This is a genomic window from Pseudonocardia petroleophila (assembly GCF_014235185.1).
GTDB lineage: Bacteria > Actinomycetota > Actinomycetes > Mycobacteriales > Pseudonocardiaceae > Pseudonocardia > Pseudonocardia petroleophila.
Genome location: NZ_CP060131.1, coordinates 4,531,141 through 4,545,819, shown reverse-complemented (window position 1 = coordinate 4,545,819; position 14,679 = coordinate 4,531,141). Strand labels below are relative to the sequence as shown.

General features: G+C 74.7%; 13 protein-coding genes. 3 read left to right on the top strand and 10 right to left on the bottom strand.

The genetic code is table 11. The features are described from left to right. Positions 1-47 precede the first annotated feature (47 nt). On the top strand, positions 48-629 hold the full coding sequence (locus H6H00_RS22425; RefSeq protein WP_185717690.1) for a DUF4232 domain-containing protein: 582 nt from the start codon (positions 48-50) through the stop codon (positions 627-629). A gap of 10 nt (positions 630-639) precedes the next feature. On the opposite strand, the gene H6H00_RS22420 is transcribed toward H6H00_RS22425, so the two are convergent. The 8 genes from H6H00_RS22420 to ruvC all read right to left on the bottom strand — a co-directional run bounded on the left by H6H00_RS22420 (position 640) and on the right by ruvC (position 9,627). Next, on the bottom strand, positions 640-2,970 hold the full coding sequence (locus H6H00_RS22420) for a RelA/SpoT family protein (protein ID WP_185717689.1): 2,331 nt from the start codon (positions 2,968-2,970) through the stop codon (positions 640-642). A 19-nt stretch (positions 2,971-2,989) separates the two neighbouring features. Beyond that, positions 2,990-3,538 (bottom strand): adenine phosphoribosyltransferase, encoded by a 549-nt coding sequence (locus H6H00_RS22415; RefSeq protein WP_185717688.1) that lies wholly within the window; start codon positions 3,536-3,538, stop codon positions 2,990-2,992. Further along, complete coding sequence (secF, locus tag H6H00_RS22410; protein WP_185717687.1) at positions 3,535-4,731, bottom strand: protein translocase subunit SecF; 1,197 nt, start codon at positions 4,729-4,731, stop codon at positions 3,535-3,537. The genes H6H00_RS22415 and secF overlap by 4 nt, the downstream gene beginning before the upstream one ends. A 1-nt stretch (position 4,732) precedes the next feature. Beyond that, on the bottom strand, positions 4,733-6,520 hold the full coding sequence (gene secD / locus H6H00_RS22405) for a protein translocase subunit SecD (RefSeq protein WP_185717686.1): 1,788 nt from the start codon (positions 6,518-6,520) through the stop codon (positions 4,733-4,735). Between the two features lie 59 nt (positions 6,521-6,579). After that, complete coding sequence (gene yajC / locus H6H00_RS22400) at positions 6,580-6,924, bottom strand: preprotein translocase subunit YajC (protein WP_185717685.1); 345 nt, start codon at positions 6,922-6,924, stop codon at positions 6,580-6,582. A gap of 53 nt (positions 6,925-6,977) precedes the next feature. After that, entirely contained in the window at positions 6,978-8,003 is a 1,026-nt protein-coding gene (gene ruvB / locus H6H00_RS22395) for a Holliday junction branch migration DNA helicase RuvB (RefSeq protein WP_218604843.1), read from the bottom strand. 171 nt (positions 8,004-8,174) lie between these two features. Continuing rightward, the gene (gene ruvA / locus H6H00_RS22390; protein WP_185717683.1) at positions 8,175-8,774 is read right to left on the bottom strand and encodes a Holliday junction branch migration protein RuvA; all 600 of its coding nucleotides are present in this window, start codon (positions 8,772-8,774) and stop codon (positions 8,175-8,177) included. A gap of 286 nt (positions 8,775-9,060) precedes the next feature. Beyond that, positions 9,061-9,627: a crossover junction endodeoxyribonuclease RuvC gene (gene ruvC, locus H6H00_RS22385; protein WP_185717682.1), complete on the bottom strand. Its 567-nt coding sequence runs from the start codon at positions 9,625-9,627 to the stop codon at positions 9,061-9,063. A gap of 206 nt (positions 9,628-9,833) precedes the next feature. On the opposite strand from ruvC, the gene H6H00_RS22380 reads away from it, so the two are divergent. Both H6H00_RS22380 and H6H00_RS22375 read left to right on the top strand, forming a co-directional pair. Next, positions 9,834-10,415 carry a class I SAM-dependent methyltransferase gene (locus H6H00_RS22380; RefSeq protein WP_255425317.1) on the top strand — a complete coding sequence of 194 codons (582 nt, stop codon included), beginning with the start codon at positions 9,834-9,836 and terminating at the stop codon, positions 10,413-10,415. Between the two features lie 34 nt (positions 10,416-10,449). Beyond that, complete coding sequence (locus H6H00_RS22375) at positions 10,450-10,989, top strand: MOSC domain-containing protein (RefSeq protein ID WP_185717681.1); 540 nt, start codon at positions 10,450-10,452, stop codon at positions 10,987-10,989. Here H6H00_RS22375 and polA read toward each other — a convergent pair. Then, positions 10,956-13,736 carry a DNA polymerase I gene (gene polA / locus H6H00_RS22370; RefSeq protein ID WP_185717680.1) on the bottom strand — a complete coding sequence of 927 codons (2,781 nt, stop codon included), beginning with the start codon at positions 13,734-13,736 and terminating at the stop codon, positions 10,956-10,958. The two genes, H6H00_RS22375 and polA, sit on opposite strands and share 34 nt — an antisense overlap. A 49-nt stretch (positions 13,737-13,785) precedes the next feature. Further along, entirely contained in the window at positions 13,786-14,631 is an 846-nt protein-coding gene (locus H6H00_RS22365) for a hypothetical protein (protein ID WP_185717679.1), read from the bottom strand. Between the last annotated feature and the right edge of the window lie 48 nt (positions 14,632-14,679).

Below are 14,679 nucleotides of genomic sequence, written 5' to 3'. Positions count from 1 at the left end.
CGGGCCACGACCGCCCGCCTGCGCTGCCCGGCACTACGGTGCGGGGCATGATCATCAGGCGGATCCTCGCACTCGTCCCCCTCGTGCTGCTCGTGGGCTGCGGTTCCGCCGCGCCCCCGGCACCGGCCCCGGGCACGGCCTCCGGTCCGCCCGCACCGGCCACCACGACGGCGGGCTCCACCCCGCCCGCGGGAGGGGTCGCCCGCTGCGTCGCCGCCGACCTGCGGGCCGGCCTCGGCCAGGCGAGCGGCGAGGGCCAGCGCACGGTGTCGATCGTCTACCGCAACGTCTCCGACCGGCCGTGCGAGGCGCGCGGGGTGCCGGGCGTCGACCTGCGGGGCCCCGAGGACCCCAACGGCCCCGTCTACTCCGTGCTGCGTCAGGAGGACAGCGGCACGGGCGCCACGCTGGAACCGGGGGGCTCGGTCTCCGCGACCCTCACCTACCTCACCGGCACCGACGGCTCCGTCGGCACGCTGGGCTCGACGGGCTGGATCCCCACCGAGCTCGTGACGACCCCGCCCGGCGACACCTCGCAGCTCACCGTGCCGTGGAACGGCGACACCGTGCTCCGCCAGGACGGCGCCACCCGCCCCGGCACCTACGTCGGCCCGCTCGCCGCGTCCTGAGCGCGGACCCTCAGCCCGCCGAGGTCACCCGGTACACGTCGTAGACGCCCTCGACGTTGCGCACGACCTTGAGCACGTGCCCGAGGTGCTTGGGGTCGCCCATCTCGAAGCTGAACCGCGACACCGCGACGCGGTCGCGCGAGGTGGTGACCGACGCGGAGAGGATGTTGACCTTCTCGTCGGCCAGCACCTTGGTGATGTCGGACAGCAGCCGGTGGCGGTCGAGCGCCTCGGCCTGGATCGCCACGAGGAACACCGAGCCCGCCGACACCGACCAGGCGACGTCGATGATCCGCTCGGAGCGGCTCTGCAGCTCCGCGGCGTTGGTGCAGTCGGTGCGGTGCACCGAGATGCCGCCGCCGCGGGTGACGAACCCGAGGATGTCGTCGCCGGGCACGGGGGTGCAGCAGCGGGCGAGCTTGGTGTAGAGGTCGGCGAGGTCGGCCGAGTCGCCCCGGACGACGACCCCGGCGTCGCCGGTGGCGCGCCGGGTCCGGATCGTCGACGGGGTGGCCCGCTCGGCCAGCTCCTCCTCCGCGTCCTCGATCCCGCCCAGCAGCGCGACGAGCCGCTGCACGACGTGCCGGGCGCTCGCGTGGCCCTCGCCGACCGCGGCGTAGAGCCCGGACAGGTCGGGGAAGTGCAGCTCCCGCGACAGCGCCGCCATCGAGTCGGCGGAGACCAGCCGCTGCAGGGGCACGCCGGTGCGGCGGGCCTCGCGCGTGATGGCCTCCTTGCCGCTCTCGATCGCCTCCTCGCGGCGCTCCTTCGCGAACCACTGCTTGATCTTGGTGCGGGCGCGCGGGGACGCGGCGAACGCGAGCCAGTCGCGCGAGGGCCCGGCGCCCTCCGCCTTCGAGGTGAAGATCTCGACGACGTCGCCGGACTCCAGCTTGCGCTCCAGCGCGACCAGCCGGCCGTTGACCCTGCTGCCGATGCAGCGGTTGCCGACCTCGGTGTGCACGGCGTAGGCGAGGTCGACGGGCGTGGACCCCAGTGGGAGCGTCAGCACGTCGCCCTTGGGCGTGAAGACGAAGATCTCCTTGGTGCCCAGGTCGAAGCGCAGCGACTCCAGGAAATCGCCGGGGTCGGCGGCCTCCCGCTGCCAGTCGAGCAGCTGGCGCATCCACGACATGTCGTCGACCTCGACGGTCGAGCCCGCGTGCGACGCCGCGCCGTTCTTCTGCGCGGTCTCCTTGTAGCGCCAGTGCGCCGCGATGCCGTACTCGGCGGTGCGGTGCATCTCCGCGGTGCGGATCTGGCACTCCAGCGGCTTGCCGTCCGGCCCGATCACCGTGGTGTGCAGCGACTGGTACACCCCGAACCGGGGCTGGGCGATGTAGTCCTTGAAGCGCCCGGGCATCGGCTGCCACAGCGCGTGGACCATGCCCATCGCGGCGTAGCAGTCGCGCACGTCGTCGACCATCACCCGGACGCCGACCAGGTCGTGGATGTCGTCGAAGTCGCGGCCCTTGACGATCATCTTGCGGTAGATCGACCAGTAGTGCTTCGGCCTGCCCTCGACGGTGGCGGCGATCCGCGCCGACTCGAGCTGGGCGGTGACCTCGTCGATGACCTGCTTGAGGTAGGTGTCGCGGGACGGGGCGCGGGTGGCGACCAGCCGCACGATCTCGGAGTACTTCTTCGGGTGCAGGATCGCGAAGGACAGGTCCTCCAGCTCCCACTTGACCGTGGCCATCCCGAGCCGGTGCGCGAGCGGGGCGAAGACCTCCAGGGTCTCGCGCGCCTTCTTCGCCTGCTTCTCCGGCGGCAGGAACCGCATGGTCCGCATGTTGTGCAGCCGGTCGGAGAGCTTGATCACCAGCACGCGGGGGTCGCGGGCCATCGCGACGATCATCTTGCGGATCGTCTCGGCCTCGGCCGCGTTGCCGTACTCGACCTTGTCGAGCTTGGTGACGCCGTCGACGAGCTGGGTGACCTCCTCGCCGAAGTCGGCGCGCAGGCGGTCGAGCGAGTAGTCGGTGTCCTCGACGGTGTCGTGCAGCAGCGCCGCGACCAGCGTGGTGGTGTCCATGCCCAGCTCGGCCAGGATCGTGGAGACCGCCAGCGGGTGGGTGATGTACGGGTCGCCGGACTTGCGCTTCTGGCCCTCGTGCTTGGCCTCGGCGACGTCGAAGGCGCGCTGCAGCAGCGCGAGGTCGGCCTTGGGGTGCACGGTGCGGTGCACGCTGGCCAGGGGCTCCAGCACCGGCGCGACGACGGCGACGCGCTGCGGCGTCATCCGGCGCGCGATCCGGGCCCGGACACGGCGGGTGGCCGAGGGCTTGGCGGGGCCGTCCGGGGTGGGGACCGGGGGCGCCGCCGGCTGGACGTCTGTCACCCCGAGAAGGATAGACGCTCTAGGCGTGCAGGAGCGCGTGCACCGGCAGTGGCGCCAGCGCCTGGCGCCCGGACAGCGCCGTGAGCTCCAGCAGCGCCCCGAACCCGATCACCTCGGCCCCCGCGACGGCGAGCAGGGCGACCGTGGCGGCCGCGGTCCCGCCGGTGGCCAGCACGTCGTCGACGACGAACACGCGGGCGCCGGGCGACACGGTCTCCGCGGGCAGCTCGAGGGTGGCGGTGCCGTACTCCAGGTCGTAGGTGCGCGACCCGGCGACGCGCGGCAGCTTGCCCGCCTTGCGCACCGGGATCACCCCGACGCCCGCGACGAGCGCCACCGCGGCCCCGAGCAGGAACCCGCGCGCCTCGATCCCGGCGACGACGTCGGCCTCCCCCACGCACGCCGCCAGCTCGGTGGCGACCGTGGTGAACGCGCGGGCGTCGGCGAAGACCGGGGTGAGGTCCTTGAACAGGATCCCCGGCGCCGGGTAGTCGGGCACGTCGCGGACGAGCCCGACGACGTGGGTGAGCGAGCCGTCCTCGTCGAGGTCGGGATCGGCGACGGTCACGTGCGCCGACGCCCGGTGGGGCGGTTGGCCTGCGGCCGCCGGGCCGTCGGCTTCTTCGCCCCGCCCGCCGACGCGGCCGTGGCGGCGCGCGCCGGGACCCCGGACGCGGCCGTGAACGCCTTCTCCTTGCGCAGCTCGGCGGCCAGCGCGGTGTCGTCGCCGACGTCCGGGGCGTCGCCGGCGGGGGCGGTCGCCCGCAGGCGGCGCATCCGGACCCGCTCGGCCTGCTCGCGGAACTTCGGGTCGCGCATCTTCAGGTCGACGAGCAGCGGCGTGGCCAGCAGCAGCGACGAGACCGCACCGGCGATGATGCCCACCATCTGCACGAGCGCGAGGTCGGCGAGCGTGCCGACGCCGAGCAGCCCCACGCCGATCACCAGCAGGCCGAGCACCGGCAGGACCGCGATGAGCGAGGTGTTGATCGAGCGCATCAGCGTCTGGTTCAGCGCGAGGTTGGCGGCCTCGCCGTAGGTGCGCCGGGACAGCCCGAGCAGACCCCGGGTGTTCTCCTTGACCTTGTCGAACACCACGACGGTGTCGTAGAGGGAGAAGCCGAGGATCGTCAGCAGGCCGATCACCGTGGACGGCGTGACCTCGAACCCGATGATGGAGTAGATCCCCGCGGTGACGACGACGTCGTGCACCAGCGCCACCAGCGCGGCGATCGCCATGGACCGCTCGAAGTAGAACGCCAGGAACACCGTGACCAGCACGAGGAACACCGCGAGCGCGATCAGCGCCTGGCGGGTGATCTGGTCGCCCCAGCTGCCGCTGACCGCGCTGTCGCTGATCGCGCTCTGGCTCGGGACGCCGTCCGGACCCACCGGCGCGAACTCGGCGAACAGGGCGTCCTTGAGCGTGACGAGCTGGGCGGCGTCGAGGGTCTCGGAGCGGATCTGCACCGACTGGGCGGCGCCGGTGCCCGCGACCTGCACCGCGGCGGGCTCCTCGCCGACCGCCTGCTCGTAGACCGCGCGCACCGACTCGACCTCGACGGGCGCGCTCGTGCCCGCCGTCGGGAACTGGATCTGGGTGCCGCCGGTGAAGTCGATGCCGAGGTTGAACCCCCGCAGCACGATCGACACGACGCACACGGCCACCAGCACGCCGAACGCGACGTACCAGGTCTTCCGCCGGCCGACGACGTCGAACGCGCCGGTGCCGGTGTAGAGCCGGGCGAACACGCTGGGCATGTCAGGCCCCCTTCGTGGTGGAGACGCGACGTCCGGACGCGGCGGCGGTGGCCTTCTTGTGCTCGGCCCCCATCCGCGCGGCGGACCCGAGACCGGAGAACTTCGAGCTGCCGAACACCTTGTTGTTCGACGCCAGCGCGACCAGCGGGTGCGTCACCAGGAACACGACGACCAGGTCGAGCACCGTGGACAGGCCGAGGGTGAACGCGAAGCCCTTCACCTGCCCGACGGCCAGCACGTAGAGCACGACCGAGGCGAGGAAGCTGACGGCGTCGGCGGCCAGGATCGTGCGCCGGGCGCGCACCCAGGCCCGCGGCACGGCCGAGCGGAACGTCCGGCCCTCCCGCATCTCGTCCTTGAGCCGTTCGAAGAAGATCACGAACGAGTCCGCCGTGATGCCGATGGCCACGATGAACCCGGCGACGCCCGCGAGGTCGAGGGTGAACCCGATCCAGCGCCCGAGCAGCACCAGCACCGCGTAGACGACCGCGCCGGACAGGATCAGCGACAGGATCGTCAGCAGGCCGAGCACGCGGTAGTAGACGAGGCAGTAGAGGAACACCAGCAGCAGCCCGACGCCGCCCGCGATCAGGCCGGCCTGCAGCGACGCGAGCCCGAGCGTGGCCGAGACCGTCTGGGCCTCCGACGAGGTGAACGACAGCGGCAGCGAGCCGTAGCGCAGGATCCCGGCGAGGTCCTGGGCCTCCTCCGGGGTGAACTGGCCCTCGATCTGGGTGTCACCGTAGATCGCCGAGTTGATCCGCGGGGCGGACACGACCTCGCCGTCGAGGACGAACGCCGCGTTCTTGCCGATGTTCGCCGAGGTGTAGGCGCCCCAGGTGGCGGCCCCGCTTGAGGTGAACTGGACGCTGACGACGGTGCCGATCCCGCCCTGGGCGGGCTGGGCCTGGGCCCCGGCGATCTCGGTGCCCTCCAGCAGGATCGGGGCGAGCACGTACTTCGCGGTGCCGTCGACGTCGCACGCCACCAGCGGCAGCGACGGGTCGTCGTAGCCGCGCAGGGGGTCGTTCGCGGCGCAGTCCAGCGTGGCGAGGGCCTGCTGCTGCACGGCGGGGTCGGTGCTCTGCCGCAGCGCCCTGGCCTCGTCGATGGCCGCGGCCAGCTCGGGGTCGGCGGGGGCGTCCGGGACCGCCGCGTCGGGGGCGTCGGAGGCGGGGGCGTCGGGGGCCGGCTCGGGCGTCGGCTCGGGGGTGGGCGCCGTCAGCGGGGTCGTCTGCGCGACGGGGGCCACGTCGGTCTCGACGACCGGGGGGCCCGCGCCCTGCGGCGCGTCCGCCGGGGCGGGGTCGACGGGGGCGGCGGGGTCGGCCGGGGCGGCGGGGTCGACCGCGGCCGGGGCGGCGGGGTCGGCGGGGGCCGCCGGGTCCGTGGCGGGCGCCGGGGTGGCGGCGACCGGGCCGCCGATCACCTCGCGGATCCGCAGCTGCGCGGTCTGGCCCAGCGAGCGGGCCTGCTCCCCGTCGTCACCGGGGACCGTGATCGTCAGGTTGTTGCCGTCGAGCACCACCTCGGAGCCACCGACACCCAGCCCGTCGACGCGCTGCTGGATGATCGACTGCGCCTGCAGCAGCTGGTCGCGCGGGGCCTGCGCGCCGGTCTCGGTGCGGGCCTCCAGCGTGACGCGGGTGCCGCCCTGCAGGTCGATGCCCAGCTTGGGCGTGATCGCGCCGTCGCCGGTGAAGAACACCAGCGAGTACAGGACGGCGATGACGCCGACGAACGACGCGAGGTAGCGCCAGGGGCGGATCTGCCCCGGGGTGGTGGCCACGGTGGTCTCTTCCTGACGTCACACCGCGACCGGTGGCCGCGGCGGGGGTTGTCGGCCGCTCAGCTCTGGGTGGCGCCGTTGGAGTCGTTGTCCTTGACCAACGACGGAGGGGCGTCGTCGGTGTCGGCGGCGGCCTCCTCGGTGGCCACGACCTTCTCGCGGACCGCGGCCCGCACCCAGGTGGTGACGACGTCGTCGGCGATCTCCAGGTCGACGGTCTCCTCGTAGGAGGCGTCGACGACCGTGGCGCGCAGCCCGGAGGTGGTGACGACGATGTCGCCGACCGCCAGCTCGGACTGCATCTGCTGCATCTCCGCCATCTGCCGGCGCTGCTTGCGCCCCGACAGGAAGATCGGGATGAACAGCAGCAGGATGAACAGGGGGAACAGCAGCGAGAGGTCCATGGTCTCCGTATCTCCGCACGTCGTCGGCCTGGCTGGAGTCTGCCAGCCCGGCCTCAGAACAACGGCGGAGGGCCACCCGGGAGGACGTCCGGCGGAGCGGTGAGACCCAGATGGGCCCAGGCCGACGCCGTGGCGACCCGTCCCCGCGGTGTGCGGGCGAGCATGCCGGCACGGACGAGGTAGGGCTCGCAGACCTCCTCGACGGTACCCGGCTCCTCCCCCACGGCGACGGCCAGCGTCGAGACCCCCACCGGGCCGCCGCCGAAGGACCGCACCAGCGCCCCGAGCACGGCCCGGTCCAGGCGGTCGAGGCCCAGCTCGTCGACGTCGTAGACGGCCAGCGCGTCGCGGGCGACCGCGCGGGTGACCCGGCCGTCGGCCCGGACCTCCGCGAAGTCGCGGACCCGGCGCAGCAGCCGGTTGGCGATGCGGGGCGTGCCGCGGGAGCGCCCGGCGATCTCCTCGGCGCCGTCCGGGTGCAGGTCGACGCCCAGGATCACCGCGGCGCGGCGCAGCACCCGCTCCAGCTCGTGCGGCTCGTAGAACTCCATGTGCGCGGTGAACCCGAACCGGTCGCGCAGCGGACCGGTCAGCGCCCCGGACCGGGTCGTGGCCCCGACCAGGGTGAACGGGGCGATGTCGAGCGGGATCGACGTCGCGCCCGGGCCCTTGCCCACGACGACGTCGACCCGGAAGTCCTCCATCGCGAGGTAGAGCATCTCCTCGGCGGGGCGGGCGATGCGGTGGATCTCGTCGATGAACAGCACGTCGCCGGGAGCGAGGTTGGACAGCATCGCGGCGAGGTCGCCCGCCCGCTCCAGCGCCGGGCCCGAGGTGAGCCGCACCGCGGCCCCCAGCTCCTCGGCCACGATCAGCGCGAGGCTCGTCTTGCCCAGCCCGGGCGGTCCGGACAGCAGGATGTGGTCGGGCGGGGTCCCGCGGCCCTGGGCGCCCTGCAGCACCAGCTCGAGCTGCTCGCGCACCCGCGGCTGGCCGATGAACTCGGTGAGGTTGCGGGGACGCAGCGAGGCGTCGACCTCGACGTCCTCCGGCTCGGCGGCCGCGCTCAGCTCACCCACGGCCACCCCTGCTCCGCTCACCCGTACGCACCGGCGCGCCCGGCCGCCGGCCCGACCACGCAGACCGGCGGTCGCGGCGCAGGCAGCCGGCGGTCTGCGCGGTGACCACGGGGTCTGCGACGTGCCCGCCGGAGGCCGCGGCCACCGTCGCCGCGCCCGCCGACGACGGGCTCACCGGGACCGGCCCAGGCTGCCGAGCGCGGCGCGCAGCAGGGCTGCGGCGTCGGCGTCGGCGTCGCGGGCCAGAGCGGCGTCGACCGCGGTCTCGGCGGGCTTCGCGGTGAACCCGAGCCCGACCAGCGCCTCCACGACCTCGTCGCGCCGGGTGCCGGTGACGGGCGTCGGGAGCGTCACCGCGGGCGCCGCCGCGACGGCCACGACCTTGTCCTTGAGCTCCAGCACCATCCGCTGGGCGACCTTCGGGCCGATGCCGGGGACCCGCGTGAGCACCTTGGTGTCGCCGTCGAGCAGCGCACGGACGACGTCGTCGGGGGTCAGGACGGCGAGCGTGGCCAGCGCGAGCCGCGGCCCGATGCCGGCGACGGACTGCAGCAGCCCGAACAGCTCGCGCTGGTCGGCGTCGGCGAACCCGAACAGCGTGAGCGAGTCCTCGCGCACCACCAGCACCGTCGACAGGCGCGCCTGCTCACCCCGGCGCAGCCCGGCCAGCGTGTTGGGGGCCGCGATCACCGCGAGCCCCACCCCGCCGACCTCGACGACGGCGTGGTCGAGCGCGATCTCCAGCACCTCACCCCGCACCGACGCGATCACGCAGCACCCTCCTCCGCCGACGAACAGCCGTTCGAGCAGCAGGCTACCGGTGCCCCGGCGGCCCCCGCCCCGGGGACGCGCCGCCCGACCGTGCACACCTGACGGCCGCGCTGCACACGCCGCGGCCCGTGTACGGCGACGGGGCGGTGTGCACGGCGCGGTGCCGGGGTGGGCGCGGAGCCGGTGCTCGGTGGTGCGCAGGCGCCGAGGTGGCGGGGTGGGCACGGGTCCACGGCTCCACGGCGGGCACGGAGCCGCGGTGACGGCGCGGCGGCGGAGCCTCGGCTCAGCGGGCCGCCTTCGCCGCCGCCGCCAGCCGGGCCCGGTGCGCCTTCGCCAGCTCGTCGGACCGCGCCTTCGCCCGCGCCATGCGGTCCAGCATCGGGGCCCGCCAGCAGTGGCAGATCGCGAGGGCGAGTGCGTCGGCGGCGTCGGCCGGGCGCGGCGCCTCGGCCAGCCCCAGCACCTTGGTCACCATGATCGTCACCTGCTCCTTGCCCGCGCGGCCCTCCCCCGTGACGGCGGCCTTGACCTCGCTGGGGGTGTGGAAGGCGACCGGCAGCCCGGCCCGGGCGGCGAGCAGCGCCACCACCCCGCTCGCCTGCGCGGTGCCCATCACCGTGCGCACGTTGTGCTGGCTGAACACCCGCTCGATCGCGACGACGTCGGGCCGGTGCCGCTCGATCCACCGCTCCACCTCCGCCCCGACGGCGAGCAGCCGCTGCTCCAGCGGCAGGTCAGGGGCGGTGCGCACCACGTCGACGGCGACGGCCCGGACCGTGCGCCCGGACGAGCCGTCGACCACGCCGAGGCCGCACCGCGTCAGCCCCGGGTCGACGCCGAGCACCCGCACCTGGTTCCCCCTCCGCGAACGGTCGTTCGAGCCGGGAGGCTACCCGGGGCCCGCGGCCGCGGGGCCGTGCCACGCGGGGACCGGCGCGATCCGCACGCGGCCGCCCGCCGGGGCCGCGGGGTGCGGACGGCACCGCTCACGCGCCCGACGCCGCGCCGACGCGGCGCGCCCCCCGGGCGTTCACCCCGGATCACTACGGTCCGGCCGTGTCCGACAGCCGAGTCCTGTTCCGCGAGTTCCTCCGCGCCCCCACCCGCGTCGCCACCGTCACCGCGAGCTCCGACGCGCTGGTCGCGGCGATGCTCGCCCCGCTGTCCCTCGACGGCGACCCCGTCGTCGTCGAGCTCGGGGCCGGCACCGGACGCGTCACCGACGCGCTCGCCGCGCGCCTGGCCGGACGCGGCAGGCACGTCGCGATCGAGCTGAACCCCGAGCTGGCACGGCGCCTCGCGGCCCGCCACCCGGGCGTGACCGTGGTGCCCGGCGACGCGGGCGACCTGCCCGCCCTGCTCCGCGGGCTGGGGATCGGGCGCGTCGACGCGGTGTCGAGCCTGCTGCCGTGGGTGGCGTGGGCGAGCGCGCCGATCGCCGACCTGGCCGCGGACGCGCTGGCCCCGACCGGCACGTTCACCCAGGTCACGCTGCTGCCGACGACGTGGCTGCCCCCGGCCCGGCGTCAGGAGCGGGCCGTCCGCGCCCGGTTCGGCGAGGTCGCCGTCAGCTCGACGGTGTGGGCGAACCTGCCGCCGGCCCGGGTGCTGGTGGCCCGGCGACCGGCCACGCCCTGATCTCCGCGCGGCGCCCCTCCGTAGGCTCGGGGACATGCACGGGGAGATCGTCGCGCTGCACGCCTCCCCCGTCCACGCCTACTCCGGACGCCCCGCCGACGGCCCCCTCCCCGACCCCGACGGCGGGTCGCGCACCTGCATCGAGGTCCGCGCCGGGCTCGGCGTCGTCGGGGACCGCTACTTCGGCCACGCCGCGCACCGGACCGCCTCGGTGACGGTGTTCGCCGTCGAGTCGCTGGAGCAGGTGGCCGCCGACCTCGGGCTCCCCGCCGTGCCCGACCCGCTGCTCACCCGCCGCACCGTGGTGCTGCGCGGGTTCGCGGTCGACGACCTGCCCCGCGGCACCGAGTTCACCCTCGACTCCGGCGACGGCCCGGTCCGCTTCCGCACCCACCGCCCGGCGAACCCGTGCGCATGGATGGACGTCGTCCTCGCCCCCGGTGCGTTCCGGGCGCTGCGCCGCCGGGGCGGGATGCGCTGCGAGCCGCTGAGCGACGGGGTGCTGCGCGTCGGGCCCGTCGTGGTCGGCGGCCCGCCCGCTCAGTGGGCCGCGTCGTCCCAGCTGCGGCCGTAGCCGACCGACACCTCCAGCGGCACCGACAGCTCCGCCGCCGCTGCCATCTCGCGGCGCACGAGCGCCTCCACCTGCTCGCGCTCGCCGTCGGCCACCTCCAGCACCAGCTCGTCGTGGACCTGCAGCAGCATCCGGCTGCGCAGGTCCTCGGCGGTGAGGGCGCGGTGCACCCCGAGCATCGCGACCTTGATGATGTCGGCGGCGCTGCCCTGGATGGGGGCGTTGAGCGCCATCCGCTCGGCCATCTCGCGGCGCTGGCGGTTGTCGCTGGTGAGGTCGGGCAGGTAGCGGCGACGGTCCATGATCGTGGCGGTGAAGCCGTCCTTGCGGGCCCGGTCGACGACTCCTGCCAGGTAGTCGCGCATCCCGCCGAACCCGGCGAAGTAGTCGTCCATCAGGCCGCGGGCCTCCTCGGTGGAGATCCGCAGCTGGTTGGACAGCCCGAACGCGGAGAGGCCGTAGGCCAGGCCGTAGTTCATCGCCTTGATCTTCGCGCGCTGGGCGGGCGTGACCTCCGTGGCGTCGACGGAGAACACCCGCGCCGCGGTCTCGGCGTGGAAGTCGTGCCGCGACCGGAACGCCTCGATCAGCGCGGCGTCCTCGGACAGGTGCGCCATGATCCGCATCTCGATCTGGCTGTAGTCGGCCGTCATCAGCTCCGCGTACCCGGGACCCACGACGAAGGTCTCCCGGATCCGGCGACCGGCCGCGGTGCGGATCGGCACGTTCTGCAGGTTGGGCTCGGTGGAGGACAGCCGGCCGGTGGCCGCGATCGTCTGGCTGTAGGTGGTGTGGATGCGGCCGTCGTCGGCGACCGACTTGAGCAGCCCGTCGACGGTGACCTTGAGCCGGGTGGCGTCGCGGTGCAGCAGCAGGTGCTGGAGGAACTCGTTGCCGGTCTGCTCGTAGAGCGTCTGCAGCGCGTCGGCGTCGGTGGTGTAGCCGGTCTTGGTGCGCTTGGTCTTCGGCATGTTCAGCTCGTCGAACAGCACCACCTGCAGCTGCTTGGGCGAGCCGAGGTTGATCTCCTTGCCGATGACGGCGTACGCGTCCTGGGCGGCCTGCTTCACCTGGCCGGCGAAGTCGGCCTCCAGCGCGGCCAGCGCCTCCCCGTCGACGGCGATGCCCGCGGTCTCCAGGTCGGCCAGCACGTACTCCAGCGGCAGCTCCAGCCCGGTGAGCAGGGACGTGGCCGCCTTCTCCGCCAGCTCGACGTCGAGGGCGTCGGCCAGCTCGGCCACCGCGGACGCGGCGACCATCTGCCCGGTCGCGCGGGCGGCGTCGGCCTCCTCCTCGCCGCCGAGGAGCGAGAGCTGCCCTCCCGTGTCCTCCCCGTCGACGCGCAGCTCGCGGCGCAGGTGGCGCAGCGCGAGGTCGGCCAGGTCGAAGCTGCGCTGACCCGGCCGGGTGAGGTAGGCCGCGAGCGCGGTGTCGCTGGTGAGCCCGGCGAGCGTCCAGCCCCGGCCGCGCAGGGCGTGCAGGGCCGACTTCGCGTCGTGCGCGGCCTTGGGCACGCCCGCGTCGGCCAACCACTCGCCGAGCGCGGCCTCGTCGTCGGGGGTCAGCGCGGTGACGTCGAGGTAGCCGCCCTGCGGGACGCCCGCGTCGGCCCCGGCCGCCCGGGCCTCCACCGACGGCTCCCCCGCCGCCAGTGCGATCCCCGCCAGGTCGCCCGAGGTGGCCCCGCCGGTGATGCCGTGGAACGCGAGCCCGACCCGGCGACCGTCGCGGGCGTGCGCGTCGAGCCAGGCCCGGACCCCGCCCGGCTCCACCGCGGCGCCCTGCACCTCGATGCCGCCCTCGGCCTCCGGCTCCGCGGAGACCAGCGTGGAGAACAGCCGCTCGCGCAGGACCCGGAACTCCAGCTCGTCGAACAGCCGGTGCACCGCGTCGCGGTCCCACGGGCGCACCTCCAGCTCCGCGGGCACCGCGGGCAGCGGCACGTCGCGGACGAGCTCGGTGAGCTGGCGGTTGAGCAGGACGTTGGCGAGGTTGGCGCGCAGCGCGTCGCCCGCCTTGCCCTTGACCTCGTCGACGCGGTCGGTGAGGTCGGCGAGCGAGCCGAACTCCCGCACCCACTTGGCCGCGGTCTTCTCGCCGACGCCGGGGATGTTGGGCAGGTTGTCGCTGGGGTCGCCGCGCAGCGCCGCGAAGTCGGGGTACTGGGTGGGGGTGAGGCCGTAGCGGTCCATCACCGCGGCCGGGTCGATCCGGCCCAGCTCGGACACCCCGCGCGTCGGGTAGAGCACCATCACGTTGTCGCTGACCAGCTGGAACGCGTCGCGGTCGCCCGTGGTGATCGCCACCTGGAAGCCCTCGGCCTCGGCCTGCGTGGCCAGGGTGGCGATGACGTCGTCGGCCTCGAAGTTGTCGACCGCGAAGTACGGGATCGCCAGCGCGGTGAGGACCTCCTTGATGAGGTCGACCTGGCCGCGGAAGTCGTCCGGGGTCGTCGAGCGGTTGGCCTTGTACTCGGTGAACCGCTCCGAGCGGAACGTCTTCCGGGAGACGTCGAAGGCCACCGCGAGGTGGGTGGGCGCCTCGTCGCGCAGCAGGTTGATGAGCATCGAGGTGAACCCGTAGACCGCGTTGGTGGTCTGGCCGGTGCCCGTGCGGAAGTTCTCCGCGGGCAGGGCGAAGAACGCCCGGTAGGCCAGGGAGTGACCGTCGAGCAACAGCAGCCGGCGACCCGTCGTCGGCGGCGCGGCGGGCGGGGTGGCGGCGGGGGTGCGGGCTGCGGGGCTCATCGCTGCCGGAGTCTAGGACCGCCCCCCGACAGGACCGGGCCCGCCCGCCTCACCGCACCTGGGCCGCCAGCGCCACCGCCCGGTCGCAGTTGGCGTCGTCGGTGCCGAACCGGATCGCGTCCGACGCGCCGCCCGCCGGGTCGAACTCGATGTCGGGGATCGACTCCGCCCCGTCGCCCGCCGCGGTCGTCGACACGTAGACCAGCAGGTCGCCGGTCCGCACCAGCACCCCGGCCGAGGCGGTGAAGTCGCCGGTGGTGCAGAACGCCTCGTCGCCGGCCGGCACGTCCTTGTTGAAGTAGGCCGCAGCGGACACGGTGATCCCGCCGCCGCGGTCCTCCGTCGTGCCCATCGCCGCCGCCCTCTCCGCGGCGAACCGGTCCGCGGCGTCCGGCCCGGAGTAGCGCGCGATCCGGGCGAGCCGCCCGCCGTCGCCGGACTCGACCGCCCAGCACGACGGCGCGTCGGCGAGGACCCGGGAGTCCAGGACGGGGGCCGCGACCGCCCCCAGCGCCCCGAGCTGGACGACGTCGTAGCTCCCGCCGAGCGCGCCGTCCACGGCCTCGGTCGACACGGCGTCGCAGCCGGTGCCGCCGGCCAGCCCGCCGACGCTCTCCCCGATGCCCGTGACGAGCCGGTTGACCGCCACCGCCCCGAGCACGACGAGCACCACCACCACGATCCCGACGACGACCAGCGCGCGGCCCGGTCCGCGGCGGCGCGGGGCGGGCGGCGGGGCCCCGTGCTGCGGCGGCGCGTACTGCTGCGGGGGGCCGCCGTGCTGCTGCGGCGGCCCGTACCGGTGGGGCGGGTACTGCTGCTGGGCGGGCGGCGGGTACCAGCGGCCGTCCGCGGCCCGGTACCAGCCCGGGGGCGGTCCCGACGGGGTGCTCATGCGGAACTCCGATCCGCCGGGCCCGGGCCCGGCGAGACGCGACGAACG

Excerpts from the sequence above, each read along its gene's own strand:
- H6H00_RS22425 (WP_185717690.1), top strand. The coding sequence starts at position 48 with ATGATCATCAGGCGGATCCTCGCACTCGTCCCCCTCGTGCTGCTCGTG.
- secF (WP_185717687.1), bottom strand. The coding sequence starts at position 4,731 with ATGCCCAGCGTGTTCGCCCGGCTCTACACCGGCACCGGCGCGTTCGAC.
- yajC (WP_185717685.1), bottom strand. The coding sequence starts at position 6,924 with ATGGACCTCTCGCTGCTGTTCCCCCTGTTCATCCTGCTGCTGTTCATC.
- H6H00_RS22375 (WP_185717681.1), top strand. The coding sequence starts at position 10,450 with ATGCACGGGGAGATCGTCGCGCTGCACGCCTCCCCCGTCCACGCCTAC.
- polA (WP_185717680.1), bottom strand. The coding sequence starts at position 13,736 with ATGAGCCCCGCAGCCCGCACCCCCGCCGCCACCCCGCCCGCCGCGCCG.
- H6H00_RS22365 (WP_185717679.1), bottom strand. The coding sequence starts at position 14,631 with ATGAGCACCCCGTCGGGACCGCCCCCGGGCTGGTACCGGGCCGCGGAC.